Origin of the sequence: Amnibacterium sp. CER49, from assembly GCF_029846255.1 — a bacterium.
Classification (GTDB): Bacteria; Actinomycetota; Actinomycetes; order Actinomycetales; family Microbacteriaceae; genus Amnibacterium.
Genome location: NZ_JARVWQ010000002.1, coordinates 387,361 through 404,902, shown reverse-complemented (window position 1 = coordinate 404,902; position 17,542 = coordinate 387,361). Strand labels below are relative to the sequence as shown.

The following is a 17,542-nucleotide window of genomic DNA, read 5'->3' as shown; positions in this document are numbered from 1 at the left end:
GACCAGGCTGCAACGCGGACGCTCCGAGCGCTCGCCCCAGAAGTCGGGGCCCGGGAACGGGGACGGGGACGGCGGGCCCGCAGGAGGACGGGCCTCCGTCAGTCGAGCTGCTCGTCCTCGGGCGCCGCGGCGCGGGCGATCTCGGCCGCCTGGCGCGCGGTGCGGCGCAGGCGCTTCGGGCTCTGCTCGCGCACGCCGAGCGCCCCCGGCGTCCAGGCCTCGAGGTCCTCGTCGGTGTAGGCCGTCTTCGAGGCGCGGCGGGACGCGGTCGGCGCGACGGCGCCCGGGGCCAGCCGTCGGGCGGTGACGAGGAACCCGGTGTGCGCGACCATCCGGTGGTCGGGTCGCACGGCGAGGCCGTCCACGTGCCAGCCGCGCACGAGCGTCTCGGTGCTGAGCGGCTCGGTGAAGGCACTCGAGACGCGGAGCGCCTCGACGTAGCGGCTCAGCTGCGGCACCGTCGCGACGTAGGCGGTGACGACGCCGCCGGCGTCGAGCGCGCGCGCGACCGCGTCGACGCACTCCCACGGCGCGAGCATGTCGAGCACGACCCGGTCGGCGACGGACGGCTCCCCCGCGTCGAGCACCTCGACCAGGTCGCCGACGGTGACGGTCCAGCCCGCCGGCCTGCCGCCGAAGAAGCCCGTGACGTTGTCCTCCGCGATGGCGGCGAACTCGGGTCGGCGCTCGACGGAGTGGAGCGTGCCCGTCGGGCCGAGCGCGCGCAGCAGCCAGAGGGACAGCGCACCGCTGCCGACGCCGGCCTCGACGACCCGCAGGCCGGGCGCGATGTCGCCCTCGGCGAGGATCTGCGCGGCGTCCTTCGGGTAGATGATCGCCGCGCCGCGCGGCATCGACATGACCCAGTCGGTGAGCAGCGGCTTCAGCGCGAGGTACACGGTGCCGTCGGTGCCGGTCACGACGGAGCCGTCGGGCTGCCCGATCAGCAGGTCGTGCGCGAGGGCGCCGCGGTGCGTCGAGAAGACGGCGCCCGCCTGCAGCGTGATCGTGTTGCGACGGCCCTTGTGCCCGGTGAGCTGCACCCGGTCGCCCGCCGCGAAGACTCCGGTCATCGTGCTGCCGCCAGCGCGGCGAGGTCGTCGAGGTGCCGGCCCTCGAGCGTCGGCCAGATCGTCCAGGCCTCCCCCGACGGCAGCGGCACCGTGTTCGGCACCCCGACCGCGGCGGTGCCGGCCGCGACGGCGGAGGTGAGCCCGGGCGGCGAGTCCTCGATCGCGACACAGGCGCCCGCTGCCACGCCGAGCAGCTCGGCGGCGCGCAGGTACGGGTACGGATGCGGTTTCGGGTGCAGCACCTCGTCGCCCGCCACGACGACGCTGAAGACGGGGAACGGCATCGCGGCGACGACGGCGTCCGCCATGCGCCGCACCGACATCGTGACGAGCGCGGCCGGCACGTCGGCGTCGGCGAGCTCGGCGAGCAGCGCCAGCGCCCCGGGCCGCCAGGTGACGCCGTGCTCGAGACGGTCGATCACCCGGGAGGTGAGGCGGTCGACGATCTCGTCCGCGGGCAGGTCGACGCCGTGCCGCTGCAGGATCCGTGCCGACGCGCCGAGGTCCTGCCCGACGAGGGTGAGCGCCTGCTCGTGCGTCCAGGTGCCGCCGAATCCGCTGACGAGGTCGGTCTCGGCCGCCATCCAGTGCGGCTCGGTGTCGACGAGGGTGCCGTCGAGGTCCCAGAGCACGGCGGCGGGGACGTCGGCTGCTGGCACCCGGCAACGATACCGACGCCGGGAGCGAACACTCGGGGGCGCCTGTCGGCCGGGTCGTAGGCTGGCGAGACCCCGGCCCGATCGGGTCGGTCCGACGGGAGCCTGATAGATCTTGCCCACGACGAGACGATTCCAGCGCGGACGCATCCTGGTGGTCGCGTTCGAGGGCTGGAACGACGCCGGTGAGGCCGCGACGAACGCGGTGCGCATGGTGAAGGACGCGCTGCCGCTCGTCCCGGTGCTCGACATCGACCCCGAGCTCTACATGGACTACCAGTTCAACCGCCCGGTGGTCGGCACCGACGAGCACGGCGAGAAGCGCCTCACCTGGCCCGGTGCCACGATGTTCGGCCCCGCCCGGCGTCCCCGCGGTCGCGGCGTCGCGGCCGAGACGCCGGAGCCCGGCGAGCGCATCGACCGCAACAACATCTTCGTGCTGCTCGGCACCGAGCCCTCGCGCAGCTGGCGCGGCTTCGTCGCCGAGATCATCGACGCCGCGCTCGTCGCCGACGTCGAGGGCGTGGTGCTGCTCGGCGCGATGCTCGCCGACGTGCCGCACACGCGGCCCATCTCGACCTTCGCGAGCAGCGACGACGCCGACGTGCGGGCCGAGCTCGACCTCGAGCGCAGCAACTACGAGGGTCCTGTCGGCATCCTCTCCGTGCTCTCCGACGCCGCTGCGCGAGTGGGCATCCCGTCCGTGTCGATCTGGGCGTCGGTGCCGCACTACGTGCACAACGCGCCCTCGCCGAAGGCGACGCTCGCCCTCCTCGAGAAGCTCGAGAGCATCCTCGACATCGCGGTCCCCCGCGGCGACATCGAGGCCGAGGCGAGCGCGTGGGAGAGCGGCATCGACGCGCTCGCGAACGACGACGAGGACATGGCCGCCTACATCGAGCAGCTCGAGAAGGCGCGCGACACGGTCGACTCCCCCGAGGCGAGCGGCGAGGCCATCGCGCGCGAGTTCGAGCGCTACCTCCGCCGCGGCGAGGGCCCGGGCCGCGACGACGCGCCCCCGTGGCGCCCGAAGGACTGACGCCCTCCCGTCGGTCGCCTCGCGCGGTGCTTGTGGCGTGACGCGGTACGCATGCGTACCGCGCGATGCCACAGCCACCGCGCGACGCGGAGCGGGCGGTCAGGCCGCCGTGCGCCAGAGGCGGTCGGTGGCGAGGGCCGCGCCCTTCGCGAGCGACTCGAGCTTCGCCCACGCGATCTGCGGGTGGATGCGTCCGCCGAGGCCGCAGTCGGTCGAGCCGAGCACCCGCTCGCGGCCGACGAGCCGCGCGAAGCGCTCGATGCGGTCGGCGACGAGCTCCGGGTGCTCGACCACGTTCGTGGCATGGCCGACGACCCCGGGCAGGATCAGCTTGCCGTCGGGCAGCGCCACGTCCTCCCAGATGCGCCACTCGTGCTCGTGGCGCGCGTTCGCCGCCTCGAACGAGTAGGCGCCCGCGTCGATCTCGAGCATGGTCGAGACGATGTCCTTGAACTCGATGTCGGTGGTGTGCGGGCCGTGCCAGCTGCCCCAGCAGAGGTGGAAGCGGATGCGGTCCTGCGGCAGCCCGCGGAGGGCGTGGTTCAGCGCCTCGACGCGGATGCGGGTGAAGGCGACGTAGTCCTCGACGGACGGCTCGGGGCTGATCTGGTCCCAGTTCTCGGCGATCGACGGGTCGTCGATCTGCAGCACGAGGCCCGCGTCGAGGATCGCGACGTACTCCTCGCGCATCGCGTCGGCGCACGCCCAGATGAAGTCCTCCTCCGTCGCGTAGTGGCTGTTGCCGATGCGGGAGCAGCTGCCGGGCGAGAGGCTCGTGAGGAAGCCCTCCTCGGTGCCGGTCGCCGCGAGCGCGGCCTTGAGGTTCGCGATGTCGGTCGCGACCCGGTCGTGGCCCGTGTAGGTGAGGGGCCCGGTACAGGTGGGGAACTGCGGGGCGGACTCGCCGAGCGCGATACCGCTCCTCGGGTCCTGGTAGGCCTCGGCGAACCGCACCCAGTCGCGCCGGTCGGGGAACGTCGTCAGCCGCACGTGGCCGGGGCTCGAGCGGCGCGGCGGCCCGGCGAACGGGTCGCCCTCGCCGCCGGACGGCAGCAGCTCGAGGCCACCGAGCCGCGAGAAGGAGTAGGACCACCAGGCCCCGTAGTCGATGTCGGTCGACATCGCCTTGCCGTACTCGCCGTCGTTCGGCACGTCGATCCCGGCGCTCCGCTCCGCCGCGACGACGTCGGTGACCGCGCCGGTCAGCAGCTCGTCGTAGCCCTCGGCCGCGCCCTCCCGCTTCGCCCGGTTCGCCGCGATCAGGCTCTTCGTGCGCGGCAGGCTGCCGGCGTGGGTGGTCAGGATCCTCTCGTCGCTTCCGCGCACAGCACGTCCTCCCGCTTCCTCGTCGCGGCGAGGCTACTGAAGCGGAGCGCCGGCGTCGCCCCGGCGTGACGCCGGACGTCAGGCGCGCGGCTTCAGGCGCACCGTCGGCAGCTCGGGCGCCGGCAGCACGTCGTCCCAGCCGCCCGGATGCGGGCCGAACCGGCCGTCGGCGGTGCCCGTGGCGCGGTGCTCGGCGACCTGCCGCTGCCAGTCGTCGCGGGCGGCGACGATCTCGTCGTGGTCGCGGCCGACGAAGTTCCACCACATGACGACGGGCGCCTCGAACGGCTCGCCGCCGAGCACGAGCACGCGCGCGCCCTCCGCGCCCGCCTCGAGCACCAGCGCATCCCGCCCGGCCGGCAGCGCGAGCAGCTGCGACGGCGCGACCTCGGCGCCCTCGCTCGTGACCGATCCGCGGTCGACGAGCACGCCCGTCTCGAACGCGGGGTCGAGCGGCGCGCGCCAGACCGCGCCGGGCGGCAGCAGCACCTCCGCGCCGAACAGGGCGGTGAAGACGGCCGGGTCGGCGCGCAGGCCGAGCCACTCCCCCAGGAACACCCGCACCCGCGCCCCGTCGATCTCCCGCGGCTCGGGCACGAAGTGCTCGAAGCGGCGCTCGCCGGTGCGGGCGCCGTCGGGCAGCGCGACCCACAGCTGCGCGCCGTGCACGATCGTCCCCGCCCCCGTCGAGTACTCGGAGTGCGCGACGCCGGCGCCGGCGGTCATGAGGTTCACCTCGCCGGGCCGGACCACGATCGAGGCGCCGGTGGTGTCGCGGTGCTCGACCTCGCCCGCGAAGAGCCAGGTCACGGTCTGCAGGCCGATGTGCGGATGGCCGGGCACCCGCATGCCGCCGCTCCCGGCCGTGTCGGTCGGGCCGTAGTGATCGAGGAAGCACCAGGCGCCGATCAGCGAGCGGCGGCGCTGCGGCAGCGTGCGTCGCACCGGCATCGCACGCGGGCCGCCGAGCGGCACCTCTCGCGGCAGCAGCAGCTCCGGCGCCCCCGGTGCTCCGAGCCCGAGGACGTCCGCGGGGCCGCCCTCGACGAGGTCCGGGTTCCGCTCGGTGACGCTCATGGGCGGCACCCTACGCGCGCATCAGTACTCGAGCAGCAGGTCCGTTAGCACCCTCGTGCCGAAGTCGAGTGCCGCGAGCGGGATGCGCTCGTCGACGCCGTGGAACATCGCCGGGAAGTCGAGGTCGGCGGGCAGCTGCAGCGGTGCGAAGCCGTAGCCGGTGATGCCGAGCCGCGCGAGCGACTTGTTGTCCGTGCCGCCGGACATGAGGTAGGGCAGCACGGGCGCGCCCGGGTCGTGGCGGTCGAGCAGCTCGACGATCCGGTCGACGAGCGGGCCAGAGAAGGGGTTCTCGAGGCCGATGTCGGTGCGCACGACGTCGACCTCGATGTCGTCGCCGACGAGCTCGCGCAGCTCGGCGAGCACCTGCTCCTCCTCGCCCGGCAGGGTGCGGATGTCGACGAGCGCGGTCGCCGTGTCGGGGATCACGTTGTGCTTGTACCCCGCCTCGAGCACGGTCGGGTTCGTGGTGGTGCGCAGGGTCGCGAGGATGAAGCCCGACGCCGTGCCGGACTCGAGCACGACCGCGTCGGGACCGGCCGCCTTCGGGTCGACGTCGAGCAGCCGGCCGAGCTCGTCGACGAGGGCCCGGGTCGTGTCGGTGAGCCGGATCGGCCAGTCCTTCCGCCCCACCGCGGCGACCGCCTCGGCGAGCCGGGTGATCGCGTTGTCGCGGATGAGCCGGGAGCCGTGCGCCGCGGGGCCCCGGGCGGTGAGGCGCGCCCAGACGAGCGCCTTCTCCCCCGTCTGCAGCAGGTAGGCGCGCTTGCCGTGCAGGTCGACGGAGTAGCCGCCGACCTCGCTGATCGCCTCCGTGGCGCCCGCGAAGAGCTCGGGGTGGTGCTCGACGAGCCAGTGCGCACCGAGCAGGCCGCCCGCCTCCTCGTCGGCGAAGAACGCGACGACGAGGTCGCGCGCGGGGTGCCTGCCCTGCCGAAGGATCTCGCCGAGCGACGCGAGGATCATCGCGTCCATGTCCTTCATGTCGACGGCGCCGCGGCCCCAGAGCAGGCCGTCGCGGATCTCGCCGCCGAACGGGTCGACCGTCCAGTTCGCCGCGTCAGCCGGGACCACGTCGAGGTGCCCGTGCACGACGAGTGCCGGCCCCGGCCGCTCCCCCGGCACCCGGGCGACGACGCTCGCGCGGCCGGGCTCGGACTCGAACACCTGCGGCGAGAGCCCGAGGCGCTGCAGCTCGGCCTCGACGTAGGCCGCCGCCTCGGCCTCGCCGTCGCTGCGGCCGTTCCCCCAGTTCACGCTCGGGAAGCGGATGAGGTCGCGGGCGAAGCGGACGGTCGGGCTCAGCGCGTCGGTCACCCGTTCACGCTAGACCGGCGCCGATGCCGTCAGACCGAGGGGTGGACCGCGAGCACGCCCGTCCGCACCCGCGGCTCCCCGTCGACGACGACCTCGAGCCGCTCCGCGAACACGCCGAGCAGCCCCGCGACGGCGCGGCCGTCGGACAGCGGTTCGTCGTAGGTCCAGAACAGGTCGCGCAGCACCTCGTCGGCGACGCGTGCCGACCGGTAGCACGCCCGGCCCTTGTACGCGCAGGTCGTCGTGGTGTCGCTCGGCTCGAGCGGCACGCGGACGGCGTCCTCCGGCACGTACCAGCGCACCGGCAGCATGGTCTCGGCGAGCAGCCGCGCGCGGTCGGTCTCGACCACGACGACCCCGCGGTGCGACATCACGACATGGCGTGGGGTCGGCCGCACGTCGATGCGGTGGAACGGATCGCGCGGGTGCGCGACCTGCGGGGCGTCCTCCTCGAACCAGGCGAGCGCGTCGAAGTCGATGGCGATGCGTCCCTCCAGCAGCGGGTCGCCGAACCGGAAGGCGGCCACGACGCCTCCGGCGGCGTGGACCGCGAGGGCCTCGCCCGGTGCGGTGTGCGCGTCGAACGGCACGCTCGGGTCGAGCACGGGTCGTCGCGCCTCAGCAGGATCGAGCGGCCGCGGCGGCCCGAGCGGCTCGATGCGCCCGGCGACGTCCGGGTCGGGCACGGCGTAGACCGGGGTGACCCGTCTCGGCTCCCAGACGAGCACGGCATCCCGGCTGTCGACGACCGTCTCGTTCGCGCGGATCCCGCGGATGCGCCACGGGGTCGCCGCGACCCGGAGCTCGCCGAGGAGCTCCGCCGTCCGCTCCTGCAGCTGGATCGCCATCCGCTCCCCTCCCGACGCCAGTGTGCTCCGCACGACCGGCGCCGGGAAGGGCGCGGGTCAGACGTCGCTGGAGCGCTGCCAGAAGTTGATGCCGCCGTCGACCGCGTGCTCGTCGATCGCCGCGAGCTCCTCGGCGGTGAACGTCGTGTTCGTCACCGCCGCGAGGTTGTCGTCGAGCTGCTGCACGCTCGAGGCGCCGATGAGGGCGCTCGTGACGCGCTCGTCGCGGAGCGTCCAGGCGACCGCCATCTGCGCGAGCGACTGACCGCGACCGGCGGCGATCTCATTCAGGGCGCGGACGTGCGCGAGCGCCTCCTCCGTGATCGTGCCCTGCACGCTCTGGTCGCGCGCAGCCCTCGAGCCCTCCGGGATGCCCTGCAGGTAGCGGTCGGTGAGCAGGCCCTGCGCGAGCGGCGAGAAGGCGATGACGCCGACGCCGAGCTCGCCGACCGTGTCGAGCAGCCCGTGCTCGATCCAGCGGTTCAGCATCGAGTACGACGGCTGGTGAATGAGCAGCGGGACGCCGAGCTCGCCGAGGATCCGCGCCGCTTCGCGGGTGCGCTCCGGGGAGTAGCTCGAGACACCCGCGTAGAGCGCGCGGCCTGACTGCACGGCCGTCGCGAGCGCGCCCATCGTCTCCTCGAGGGGGGTGTCGGGGTCGGCCCGGTGCGAGTAGAAGATGTCGACGTGGTCGAGGCCCATCCGCTCGAGCGACTGGTCGAGGCTCGCGAGCAGGTACTTCCGCGAGCCGAAGTTCCCGTAGGGCCCGGGCCACATGTCGTAGCCCGCCTTCGTGGAGATCACGAGCTCGTCGCGGAACGGCCGGAAGTCGTCACGGAAGTGCCGGCCGAAGTTCGTCTCGGCCGAGCCGTAGGGCGGCCCGTAGTTGTTGGCGAGGTCGAAGTGCGTCACCCCGGCGTCGAAGGCGCGGCGCAGGATCGTGCGCTGCGTGTCGAAGGGGGTGGTGTCGCCGAAGTTGTGCCAGAGCCCGAGGGACACCGCGGGCAGCTGCAGCCCGCTGCGCCCGGTGCGGCGGTACGGGAAGGAGTCGTAGCGGGTCGGGTCGGGTTCGTAGGCCATGCAGCGAGCCTGGCACGCCGCGGGCGGGCGATGCCCGGAGCAGGGTCGCCCGGTCTGCTAATCTCGATCGGCGCCGCGGGAAGCGGCACCGCACTCGTCCGGGTGGCGGAATGGCAGACGCGCTAGCTTGAGGTGCTAGTGCCCTTTATCGGGCGTGGGGGTTCAAGTCCCCCCTCGGACACGAACGGATCCCCGTGCCGCATGCAGCGGCACGGGGATCTTTCGTCGTCGGGCGATCCTCAGCCCTGCATGAGCCGGTGCTCCGTTAGCGTGCGCAGATGCTCGAAGGGGAGATCTGCCCGTGCCCGCGCTGCGACGGGAACCTCACGGCCGCCGGCCCCGCTGCGGCGCCGTTCTGGGAGTGCCGCGGCTGCGGCTGGTTCACCGCCGACCACGCGGTGACCGACCTCACCCGCTGCTGACGTTGCTCCCGACCGTCGCGCGGTAGCCGTGGCGCCGCGCGGTACGCATGCGTACCGCGCGACGCCACACGTACCGCGCGAGGCCGTCCTCACACCTCGACCGCCGCGCCTTCGCGCATCGGGACCCGGATGCCCTGCTCCGCAGCGACCCGCTCGGCGATGTCGTAGCCCGCGTCGACGTGGCGCAGCACGCCCATGCCCGGGTCGTTCGTGAGCACCCGCTCGAGCTTCTGCGCGGCGAGCTCCGTGCCGTCCGCGACGGTCACCTGGCCCGCGTGCATCGAGCGGCCGATGCCGACCCCGCCGCCGTGGTGCAGCGACACCCAGGTCGCGCCGCTCGCCGTGTTCACGAGGGCGTTGAGCAGCGGCCAGTCGGCGATCGCGTCCGAGCCGTCGAGCATCGCCTCGGTCTCGCGGTACGGCGAGGCGACCGAGCCGGTGTCGAGGTGGTCGCGGCCGATGACGACGGGCGCCGAGAGGTCACCCGACCGGACGAGCTCGTTGAAGCGGAGGCCGGCGACGTCGCGCTCCCCCTGGCCGAGCCAGCAGATCCGGGCCGGCAGGCCCTGGAACGCGACCTTGTCCTGCGCCGCACGGATCCAGCGCTGCAGGTGGTCGTTCTCGGGGAACAGGTCGAGCACGGCGCGGTCGGTGACGGCGATGTCCTTCGGGTCGCCCGACAGCGCCGCCCAGCGGAACGGGCCCTTGCCCTCGCAGAAGAGCGGCCGGATGTAGGCGGGCACGAAGCCGGGGAAGGCGAACGCGCGGGCGAAGCCGCCCTGGCGCGCCTCGTCGCGGATCGAGTTCCCGTAGTCGAACACCTCGGCGCCGCCGTCCATGAAGCCCACCATCGCCTCGACCTGGCGGGCCATGGACGCCCGCGCGCGTTCGGTGAAGCCCACCGGGTCCTTCGCCGCGGCGTCGTGCCACTCCTCGACCGAGACGCCCTCGGGCAGGTAGCTGAGCGGGTCGTGCGCGGAGGTCTGGTCGGTGACGACGTCGACCTCGACGCCGCGGCGCAGCAGCTCGGGGAAGACGGTCGCCGCGTTGCCGACGAGCCCGACGGACAGCGCGCGGCGCTCCCGCTTCGCCGCGAGGCAGCGGGCGACCGCGTCGTCGAGGTCGTCGGCCACCTCGTCGAGGTAGCGATGGTCGACCCGCCGGCGCAGCCGGGTCTCGTCGACGTCGACGATGAGCACGACGCCGCCGTTCAGCGTGACGGCGAGCGGCTGCGCGCCGCCCATCCCGCCGCAGCCGCCGGTCAGCGTGAGCGTGCCGGCCAGGCTGCCCCCGAAGCGCTTCGCGGCGACTGCGGCGAACGTCTCGTACGTGCCCTGCAGGATCCCCTGCGTGCCGATGTAGATCCACGAGCCGGCCGTCATCTGGCCGTACATCGTCAGGCCGAGCTGCTCGAGCCGCCGGAACTCCGGCCAGGTCGCCCAGTCCCCCACGAGGTTCGAGTTCGCGATGAGCACCCGGGGGGCCCACTCGTGCGTGCGGAGCACGCCGACCGGCCGGCCGGACTGCACGAGCATCGTCTCGTCGTCGCGGAGCGTCGTGAGCGTGCGCACCATCGCGTCGAAGCTGCGCCAGTCGCGGGCGGCTCGGCCGGTGCCGCCGTAGACCACGAGGTCGTCCGGACGCTCGGCCACCTCGGGGTCGAGGTTGTTCTGCAGCATCCGCAGCGGCGCCTCGGTCTGCCAGCTGCGGGCGGTGAGCGTCGTGCCCCGCGGTGCGCGGACCGGTCGTGCTCCGTCCATGGTCGTTCGGCTCCTTCGCTCGTTCGTCGGTCGGTCAGGACAGGTCGTGGCCGGGCAGCGCGCCCTGCGCCGCCCGGAGGATCGCGCCGCTCGTGACGGCCTCGACGGTCGCCTCGATCTCGGGTGCGAGGAAGCGGTCGGGGCCGGGTGCGGGCACGCCCGCCGCGCGGATCGCGTCGCGGACCGCGCCGGTGGCCGCGGAGGGCTGCAGGGGCGCACGCAGGTCGAGGCCGCGGGCGGCGGTGAGCAGCTCGATCGCGAGCACGCGGGCGAGGCCGTCGATCGCCCGCCGCAGCTTGCGCGCGGCGTGCCAGCCCATCGAGACGTGGTCCTCCTGCATGGCGGACGACGGGATCGAGTCGACGCTCGCCGGCACGGCGAGGCGCTTCAGCTCGCTGACGATGCCGGCGGCGGTGTACTGGGCGATCATGTGCCCGGAGTCGACGCCCGGGTCGTCGGCGAGGAACGGCGGCAGGCCGTTGCTGCGGGCCGGGTCGAGGAACCGGTCGGTGCGCCGCTCGCTCATGCTCGCGACGTCGGCGACGGCGATCGCGAGGAAGTCGAGCACGTAGGCGACGGGTGCGCCGTGGAAGTTGCCGTTCGACTCGACCCGCAGGTCGGGTGTGACGACGGGGTTGTCGATCGCGGCGGCGAGCTCGCGGTCGGCGACCGCCGCGGCGTGCGCGAGGGTGTCGCGGGCGGCGCCGTGCACCTGCGGGGCGCAGCGCAGCGAGTAGGCGTCCTGCACGCGGGTGCACTCCGGTCCGCGGTGGCTCGCCATCACCCCGCTGCCCGCGAGCACGGCGCGGAGGTTCGCGGCGGCGGCGGCCTGACCCGGATGCGGGCGCAGCGACTGCAGGTCGGCGGCGAAGACGGCGTCGGTGCCGAGCAGCGACTCGACGCTCAACGCGGCGGCGACGTCGGCCGTGACGAGCAGCGCCCGCAGGTCGGCGAGGGCGAGCACGAGCATGCCGAGCATGCCGTCGGTGCCGTTGACGAGCGCGAGGCCCTCCTTCTCGGCGAGCACGACCGGATCGATGCCGGCGGCGGCGAGCGCCTCGGCAGCGGGCTGCCGGCGCCCGGACGCGTCGCGGACGTCGCCCTCGCCCATGAGCGCGAGCGCGACGTGGGACAGCGGTGCGAGGTCGCCGGAGCAGCCGAGCGAGCCGTACTCGTGCACGACCGGCGTGATGCCCGCGTCGAGCATCGCGGCGTACGCCTGCGCCGTGCCGACACGGACCCCGGTGCGGCCGGTGGCGAGCGTCGACAGCCGCAGCAGCATGAGCGCGCGCACCACCTCGCGCTCGACCTCCGGGCCGGAGCCTGCGGCGTGCGAGCGGATGAGGCTCCGCTGCAGGTCCGCGCGCCGCTCCGGCGGGATCCGCTTCGTCGCGAGCGCCCCGAAGCCGGTCGAGACGCCGTAGTGCGGCGCCTCGTCCTCGGCGAGCGCCTCGATGACCGCTCGCGTGCGGGCGATCTCGGCGAGCGCCTCCTCGGCCAGCACCACCCCCGCCCCGTCCCGGGCGACGCGCACCACGTCGTCGGCCGCGAGGGCCCCCGTCCCGATCTCCACCCGCTGCGTCGTCGGCGTCGTCGTCGTCACGTCGGCCATGCCACACCCGGGCACTCGCCGCCGCCATCGGGCGTCCGAGGTTGCTGTCCGGTATCCCGGACGGCGCTACCCTGCCGTTCCATGGGCACGGCGACGGAGCAGGACCGCCGGGGCGGCGTCCCCGCCGCTCGGCAGGTGCTCGCCCTGCTGCAGGCGCTCGCGCGGCATCCCGCGCCGCTGCCGGCCGCCGTGCTCGCGCGGGACCTCGGGCTGCCGCGCTCGACGACCTACCACCTGCTCGGCGAGCTGCTCGCCGCGGGCCTCGTCGTGCACCTGCCCGAGGAGCGCCGCTACGGCCTGGGCCTCGGCGCCTTCGAGCTCGGCACCGCCTACCTGCGGCAGGCACCGCTCGCCCGGCTCGCCCGGCCCGTGCTCGGCCGGCTCGTGGACGCCACCGGGCACACCGCGCACCTCGCCGTGCTCCAGGGCGGCGACGTCCTCTACCTCGTCGAGGAGCGGGCGCCGAACCGGCCGCGGCTCGTCACCGACGTCGACGTGCGGCTGCCGGCGCACCTCACCGCGACCGGCCGAGCGATCCTCGCGGAGCTGCCCCCGCAGCACGTCCGTGCGCTCTTCCCGACCCGGGGCGCGTTCGTGCTCCGGCACGGCTCGGGTCCCACGTCGCTCCCGGAGCTCCGGCGCGTGCTCGCCGAGGTCCGCCGCACCGGGTACGCGAGCGAGGACGGCGAGGTGACACCCGGCTTCGCCTCCGTCGCGGTCGCGGTGCACGACCACAGCGGCCTGCCGCTCGCCGCGGTGGCGGTCACGTATCCCGCCGACGACCAGACGGCGGATCCCGACCGCCTCGCCCACCAGGTCGCTCGGGCGGCCGCGGAGCTGAGCCGCCGGATCGGCGGGACCACGCCCGTCCCCGCCGCCGCCGTCTGAGATCTCGGACAGCGATGCGTGCGCCGACGTGGGACCGCGCCACCTCCGGGGTGTGCGATGGGCGCATGGCAGCAGGCGGAGTGGCGGCGGTGCCGCTCGCGGCGCGGTTCGCGGCGCTCTGGTCGTCGCTCGAGCGGGTCGGGCGCGACCCGAGCACCGGCGGCTACCGCCGCTTCGCCTGGACCGAGGCCGACCGCGCGCTGCGCGACTGGTTCGCCGGGCAGGCCGCCGACCGCGGCATGACGTGCGAGGTCGACCGCAACGGCAACCTCTGGGCGTGGGACGGCGAAGCCGCCGACGGCGCGGTCGTCACCGGCAGCCACCTCGACAGCGTGCCCGACGGGGGCGCGTTCGACGGCCCGCTCGGTGTGGTCTCCGCGTTCCTCGCCGTCGACGAGCTGCGCGACCGCGTCGACCGGCCGCGTCGTCCCGTCGCGGTCGTCGCCTTCGCGGACGAGGAGGGCGCCCGCTTCGGCGTCGCGTGCGCCGGCAGCCGGCTGCTCACCGGCGCCCTCGACCCCGCGGCGGCGCGTACTTTGACGGATCGCGACGCCGTCCCCCTCGCCGAGGCGCTGCGGGCCGCCGGCGTCGACCCGGAGGGCCTCGGCCGCGACGAGCGGGCCCTCGCCCGCATCGGCGCCTACGTCGAGCTGCACGTCGAGCAGGGCCGTGCGCTGGCGGACCTCGACGCACCGGTCGCCGTGGCGACCGCGATCGTGCCGCACGGCCGGTGGCACCTCGCCTTCCGCGGCGCCGCCGATCATGCCGGCACCACCCGGCTCGCCGACCGGCAGGATCCGATGCTCCCCTTCGCCGCCGCCGTCACCTCCGCCCGCGCGCTCGCCGAGCAGGCGGGTGCGGTCGCCACCGTCGGCCGCGTGCAGGTCGCGCCGAACGCGACGAACGCGGTGCCGGCCGCCGTCGACGCGTGGCTCGACGCCCGCGCCGCGGACGACGCCGTGCTCGACGCCCTCGTCGCCGGCGTGACCGAGGCTGCCCATGCGGCGGCGCACGGCGTCCAGGTGACCTGCACGGAGGAGTCCCGCTCCCCCGCCGTGCGCTTCGACGCGGCGCTCCGCGACCGGATCCGCGCCGTGCTCGGCGACGTGCCGCTGCTGCCGACCGCCGCAGGTCACGACGCCGGGATCCTCGCCGCCGAGGTGCCCGCGGCGATGCTGTTCGTCCGCAACCCCAGCGGGGTCAGCCACAGCCCCGCCGAGACCGCCGACCCGGAGGACTGCGTCGCCGGGATCGAGGCGCTCGCCGCCGTGCTCGAGGAGCTCGCATGCCGGTGACGCGCTGGTTCGCCGACGCCGCCTGGCTCGGCGGCGACACCGCCGCGACCGACGTGCTGATCGAGGCCGCGGACGGCCGCATCACCGCCGTGGTGCCGGGCGCCGAGCAGCCCGCGGACGCGGAGCACCTGCGGGGCCTCGTGCTGCCCGGCCTCGCGAACGTGCACTCCCACGCCTTCCACCGCGCGCTGCGCGGCCGCACGCACCGCGGCGACGGCACCTTCTGGACGTGGCGCGACGACATGTACGCGCTCGCCGCGGTGCTCACCCCCGACACGTACCGCGACCTCGCGCGGGCGGTGTTCGCCGAGATGGTGCTCGCCGGCGTCACCGCGGTCGGCGAGTTCCACTACCTGCACCACGCGCCCGGCGGCCGGCCGTACGCCGACCCGAATGCGATGGGCGAGGCGCTCCTCGACGCCGCCGCGGAGGCGGGGATCCGGATCACGCTGCTCGACACCTGCTACCTGCGCGGCGGCTTCGACCGGCCGCTGGAGGGCCCGCAGCGCCGCTTCGGCGATGGCGACGCCGACGCGTGGGGCGAGCGCGTCTCGGCGCTCCGGCCCTCGGGCGACGCGCGCGTCGGCGCCGCCGTCCACTCCGTGCGCGCGGTGCCGCCGGAGCAGCTCGGAACGGTGGCCGGCTGGGCGGAGGCCCGGCGCGCGCCGCTGCACGTGCACCTGTCGGAGCAGCGCGCCGAGAACGAGGCCTGCCTCGCCGCCACCGGCCGCACCCCGGCGACGCTCCTCGCCGAGGCGGGCGTCCTCGGTGCGAACACGACCGCGGTGCACGCCACGCACCCCACCGACGACGACGTGGCCCTGCTCGGCGGATCCCGCACGACGGTGTGCTTCTGCCCGACCACGGAGCGCGACCTCGCCGACGGCATCGGGCCCGCCCGCGCCCTCGCCGACGCGGGCGCCCCGCTCGCCCTCGGCAGCGACAGCAACGCCGTGATCGACCTGCTCGAGGAGGCCAGAGGCATGGAGCTCGACGAACGGCTCGCGAGCGAGCGCCGCGGCCGGTTCCGCACGGCGGAGCTGCTCGAGGCCGCCTCAGCGGGAGGGCACGCGGCCCTCGGGAGGCAGGGCGGCGGCCGGATCGCGCAGGGCGCTCCCGCCGACCTCGTCGCGGTCGCGCTCGACTCGGTGCGCCTCGCCGGTGCCCGTCCGGAGACAGTGCTCGAGTCCGCGGTCTTCGCCGCGACCGCCGCCGACGTCCACGCCGTGGTGATCGGGGGGCGCCGCCTCGTCGCAGAAGGCCGGCACACCACCATCGACGTGCCCCGCGCTCTCACCGCGGCGATCGAGGCGGTGCTGCCGTGAGCACGCTGCTCGAGAACATCGGGAGCCTCGTCACGAACGAGCCCGCGCTGGGACGCGGGCCGCTCGGGCTCGTCGATGATGCCGCGCTGGTGGTCGAGGACGGCCGCATCGTCTTCGCGGGCCCACGCGCCGCGCTCGGCCGCGCCGCCGCCGACACACGCGTCGACCTGGGCGGCCGGGCCGTCCTGCCGGGCTTCGTCGACAGCCACGCCCACCTCGTCTTCGCGGGCGACCGCACGGCCGAGTTCGCCGCGCGGATGTCCGGGCTGCCGTACTCCGCGGGCGGCATCCGGACGACGGTCGAGGCGACCCGCGCGGCGTCGCGAGAGACCCTCGAGGCCCGCACCGCAGCGCTCGCCGCCGAGGCGCTGCGAGCGGGCACCACGACGATCGAGTCGAAGTCGGGATACGGCCTGACCGTCGACGCCGAGCGCACGAGCCTCGAGGTCGCGGGGCTCGTCACCGACGAGCGCACGTTCCTCGGCGCGCATGTCGTGCCGTCCGAGTACGCGGGCCGCGCCGACGACTACGTCGACCTCGTCACGGGCGCGATGCTCGACGCCTGCGCGCCGCACGCGAGGTGGATCGACGTCTTCTGCGACCGCGGCGCCTTCGACGGCGACCAGGCCCGCGCGATCCTGACCGCGGGCATCGCGCGGGGGCTGCTCCCCCGCCTCCACGCGAACCAGCTCGAGGCCGGACCGGGCGTCCGGCTCGCCGTCGAGCTGGACGCCGCCTCGGCCGATCACGTGACCCACGTCACGGACGAGGACGTGGCAGCGCTCGCCGGCAGCCGGACGGTCGCGACGCTCCTCCCGGGCGCCGAGTTCTCGACGCGCTCGCCGTACCCGGACGCCCGGCGCCTGCTCGACGCCGGCGTCACCGTCGCCCTCGCCTCCGACTGCAACCCGGGCTCGAGCTTCACCACGAACCTGCCGTTCTGCATCACCGTCGCCGTGCGCGAGATGCGCATGACGCCCGACGAGGCGGTCTGGGCCGCGACCGCCGGAGGGGCGCGAGCGCTGCGCCGCGACGACGTCGGCGCGCTCGGCCCGGGCGCGAGGGCCGATCTCGTGGTGCTCGACGCACCCTCCCACGTGCACCTCGCCTACCGGCCGGGCGTGCCGCTCGTCGCGCAGGTGTGGCGCGGCGGGGAGCGCGTCATCGGCTGAGCGCCGGAGCGCGACGGGCGGTCGGCTGCTCGATATCGATCCGATATCCGACGTTCGGCTGACTCTCGGCGAACTCCGTCACAGTACGGAGGCGACGCGCAGGCCGGCCTCACCCAGGGTCGGTGCGGGCCCGCCTACCCACCCGACGAGAAGGTCCGAACGTGTACGAGAACGAGCTCACCCAGGGCTTCTGCATCACCTGCTACGAATCGCTGGTGCTCCGCGGCGACAGCGGCGAGCGCCACTGGGAGTGCCCCGGCTGCGGCCGGGTGCTCTCCTACGCATGACGGTCGTCGCCCCCGCCTCCCATGCGTACCCGGGCCCGGGACGCGACGCGGAGCGCGGCGTCGCCGTAGCGTGGCGGGGACCCGATCCCGAGGCGGCGCTTCCCGCCTCCTCCCTGCCGAAGGTGGTCCGTCTCCCCATGACTGCAGCACCTCCCGTCCGCACCGCCGGATGGCACCTCGCCGGCCACCATCTGTGGCTCGGCCGGGTCGAGGGCGAGGACGTGGGCGTGATCGAGAACGACGGCCGCTACGCCGCGATCGGCGCCTCAGGCGTCGTCCGCGGCGTGTTCCCGACGCTCTGGCAGGCGCAGCTCGCCCTCGAGGGCGCTCCGGTCTGACACCGGGGGCCCGACGGTCCGGCCGCC

Annotated in this window: 17 protein-coding genes and 1 tRNA gene; 9 read left to right on the top strand and 9 right to left on the bottom strand. The window is 74.9% G+C overall.

The window, feature by feature from the left end; translation table 11 throughout:
* Positions 1 to 98: 98 nt before the first annotated feature.
* Positions 99 to 1,073, bottom strand: a complete 975-nt coding sequence (locus tag QDR37_RS11850) for a tRNA (adenine-N1)-methyltransferase (RefSeq protein WP_279713979.1) — start codon at positions 1,071 to 1,073, stop codon at positions 99 to 101.
* Positions 1,070 to 1,732, bottom strand: coding sequence for an HAD family phosphatase (locus QDR37_RS11845; RefSeq protein ID WP_279713978.1), 663 nt, complete (start codon positions 1,730 to 1,732; stop codon positions 1,070 to 1,072). The genes QDR37_RS11850 and QDR37_RS11845 overlap by 4 nt, the downstream gene beginning before the upstream one ends.
* Positions 1,733 to 1,844: 112 nt before the next feature.
* Here QDR37_RS11845 and QDR37_RS11840 point away from each other — a divergent pair, with 112 nt between their 5' ends.
* On the top strand, positions 1,845 to 2,768 hold the full coding sequence (locus tag QDR37_RS11840; RefSeq protein ID WP_279713977.1) for a PAC2 family protein: 924 nt from the start codon (positions 1,845 to 1,847) through the stop codon (positions 2,766 to 2,768).
* A 99-nt stretch (positions 2,769 to 2,867) separates the two neighbouring features.
* On the opposite strand, the gene QDR37_RS11835 is transcribed toward QDR37_RS11840, so the two are convergent.
* From QDR37_RS11835 to mgrA, 5 genes are all read right to left on the bottom strand, one after another.
* Positions 2,868 to 4,094 (bottom strand): cobalamin-independent methionine synthase II family protein, encoded by a 1,227-nt coding sequence (locus tag QDR37_RS11835; protein ID WP_279713976.1) that lies wholly within the window; start codon positions 4,092 to 4,094, stop codon positions 2,868 to 2,870.
* Positions 4,095 to 4,172: 78 nt separating this feature from the next.
* On the bottom strand, positions 4,173 to 5,171 hold the full coding sequence (locus tag QDR37_RS11830; RefSeq protein WP_279713975.1) for a pirin family protein: 999 nt from the start codon (positions 5,169 to 5,171) through the stop codon (positions 4,173 to 4,175).
* A gap of 21 nt (positions 5,172 to 5,192) precedes the next feature.
* Positions 5,193 to 6,488, bottom strand: a complete 1,296-nt coding sequence (locus tag QDR37_RS11825; protein ID WP_279713974.1) for a M20/M25/M40 family metallo-hydrolase — start codon at positions 6,486 to 6,488, stop codon at positions 5,193 to 5,195.
* 29 nt (positions 6,489 to 6,517) lie between these two features.
* A complete protein-coding gene (locus QDR37_RS11820; protein WP_279713973.1) occupies positions 6,518 to 7,336 on the bottom strand; it encodes a DUF427 domain-containing protein in 819 nt (272 codons plus the stop codon).
* A 57-nt stretch (positions 7,337 to 7,393) separates the two neighbouring features.
* Entirely contained in the window at positions 7,394 to 8,416 is a 1,023-nt protein-coding gene (gene mgrA, locus QDR37_RS11815) for an L-glyceraldehyde 3-phosphate reductase (protein ID WP_279713972.1), read from the bottom strand.
* 96 nt (positions 8,417 to 8,512) lie between these two features.
* Between mgrA and QDR37_RS11810 the strand changes: the two genes are divergently transcribed.
* Positions 8,513 to 8,597, top strand: a tRNA-Leu gene (locus QDR37_RS11810).
* Between the two features lie 97 nt (positions 8,598 to 8,694).
* On the top strand, positions 8,695 to 8,838 hold the full coding sequence (locus QDR37_RS11805) for a hypothetical protein (protein ID WP_279713971.1): 144 nt from the start codon (positions 8,695 to 8,697) through the stop codon (positions 8,836 to 8,838).
* 89 nt (positions 8,839 to 8,927) lie between these two features.
* On the opposite strand, the gene hutU is transcribed toward QDR37_RS11805, so the two are convergent.
* Together hutU and hutH are read right to left on the bottom strand one after the other, a co-directional pair.
* Positions 8,928 to 10,598 (bottom strand): urocanate hydratase, encoded by a 1,671-nt coding sequence (gene hutU, locus QDR37_RS11800; RefSeq protein WP_347882106.1) that lies wholly within the window; start codon positions 10,596 to 10,598, stop codon positions 8,928 to 8,930.
* Between the two features lie 34 nt (positions 10,599 to 10,632).
* The gene (gene hutH, locus QDR37_RS11795) at positions 10,633 to 12,210 is read right to left on the bottom strand and encodes a histidine ammonia-lyase (RefSeq protein ID WP_279713970.1); all 1,578 of its coding nucleotides are present in this window, start codon (positions 12,208 to 12,210) and stop codon (positions 10,633 to 10,635) included.
* An 81-nt stretch (positions 12,211 to 12,291) separates the two neighbouring features.
* Here hutH and QDR37_RS11790 point away from each other — a divergent pair, with 81 nt between their 5' ends.
* From QDR37_RS11790 to QDR37_RS11765, 6 genes are all read left to right on the top strand, one after another.
* On the top strand, positions 12,292 to 13,098 hold the full coding sequence (locus QDR37_RS11790; protein ID WP_279713969.1) for an IclR family transcriptional regulator: 807 nt from the start codon (positions 12,292 to 12,294) through the stop codon (positions 13,096 to 13,098).
* Positions 13,099 to 13,163: 65 nt separating this feature from the next.
* Positions 13,164 to 14,393: an allantoate amidohydrolase gene (locus QDR37_RS11785; protein WP_279713968.1), complete on the top strand. Its 1,230-nt coding sequence runs from the start codon at positions 13,164 to 13,166 to the stop codon at positions 14,391 to 14,393.
* Complete coding sequence (locus tag QDR37_RS11780; RefSeq protein ID WP_279713967.1) at positions 14,384 to 15,718, top strand: formimidoylglutamate deiminase; 1,335 nt, start codon at positions 14,384 to 14,386, stop codon at positions 15,716 to 15,718. Before QDR37_RS11785 ends, QDR37_RS11780 begins: the two co-directional genes overlap by 10 nt.
* Positions 15,715 to 16,890 carry an imidazolonepropionase gene (hutI, locus tag QDR37_RS11775; protein WP_279713966.1) on the top strand — a complete coding sequence of 392 codons (1,176 nt, stop codon included), beginning with the start codon at positions 15,715 to 15,717 and terminating at the stop codon, positions 16,888 to 16,890. Before QDR37_RS11780 ends, hutI begins: the two co-directional genes overlap by 4 nt.
* A 161-nt stretch (positions 16,891 to 17,051) precedes the next feature.
* Positions 17,052 to 17,177: a hypothetical protein gene (locus tag QDR37_RS11770; protein WP_279713965.1), complete on the top strand. Its 126-nt coding sequence runs from the start codon at positions 17,052 to 17,054 to the stop codon at positions 17,175 to 17,177.
* A 137-nt stretch (positions 17,178 to 17,314) separates the two neighbouring features.
* The gene (locus tag QDR37_RS11765) at positions 17,315 to 17,515 is read left to right on the top strand and encodes a hypothetical protein (RefSeq protein WP_279713964.1); all 201 of its coding nucleotides are present in this window, start codon (positions 17,315 to 17,317) and stop codon (positions 17,513 to 17,515) included.
* Positions 17,516 to 17,542 lie beyond the last annotated feature (27 nt).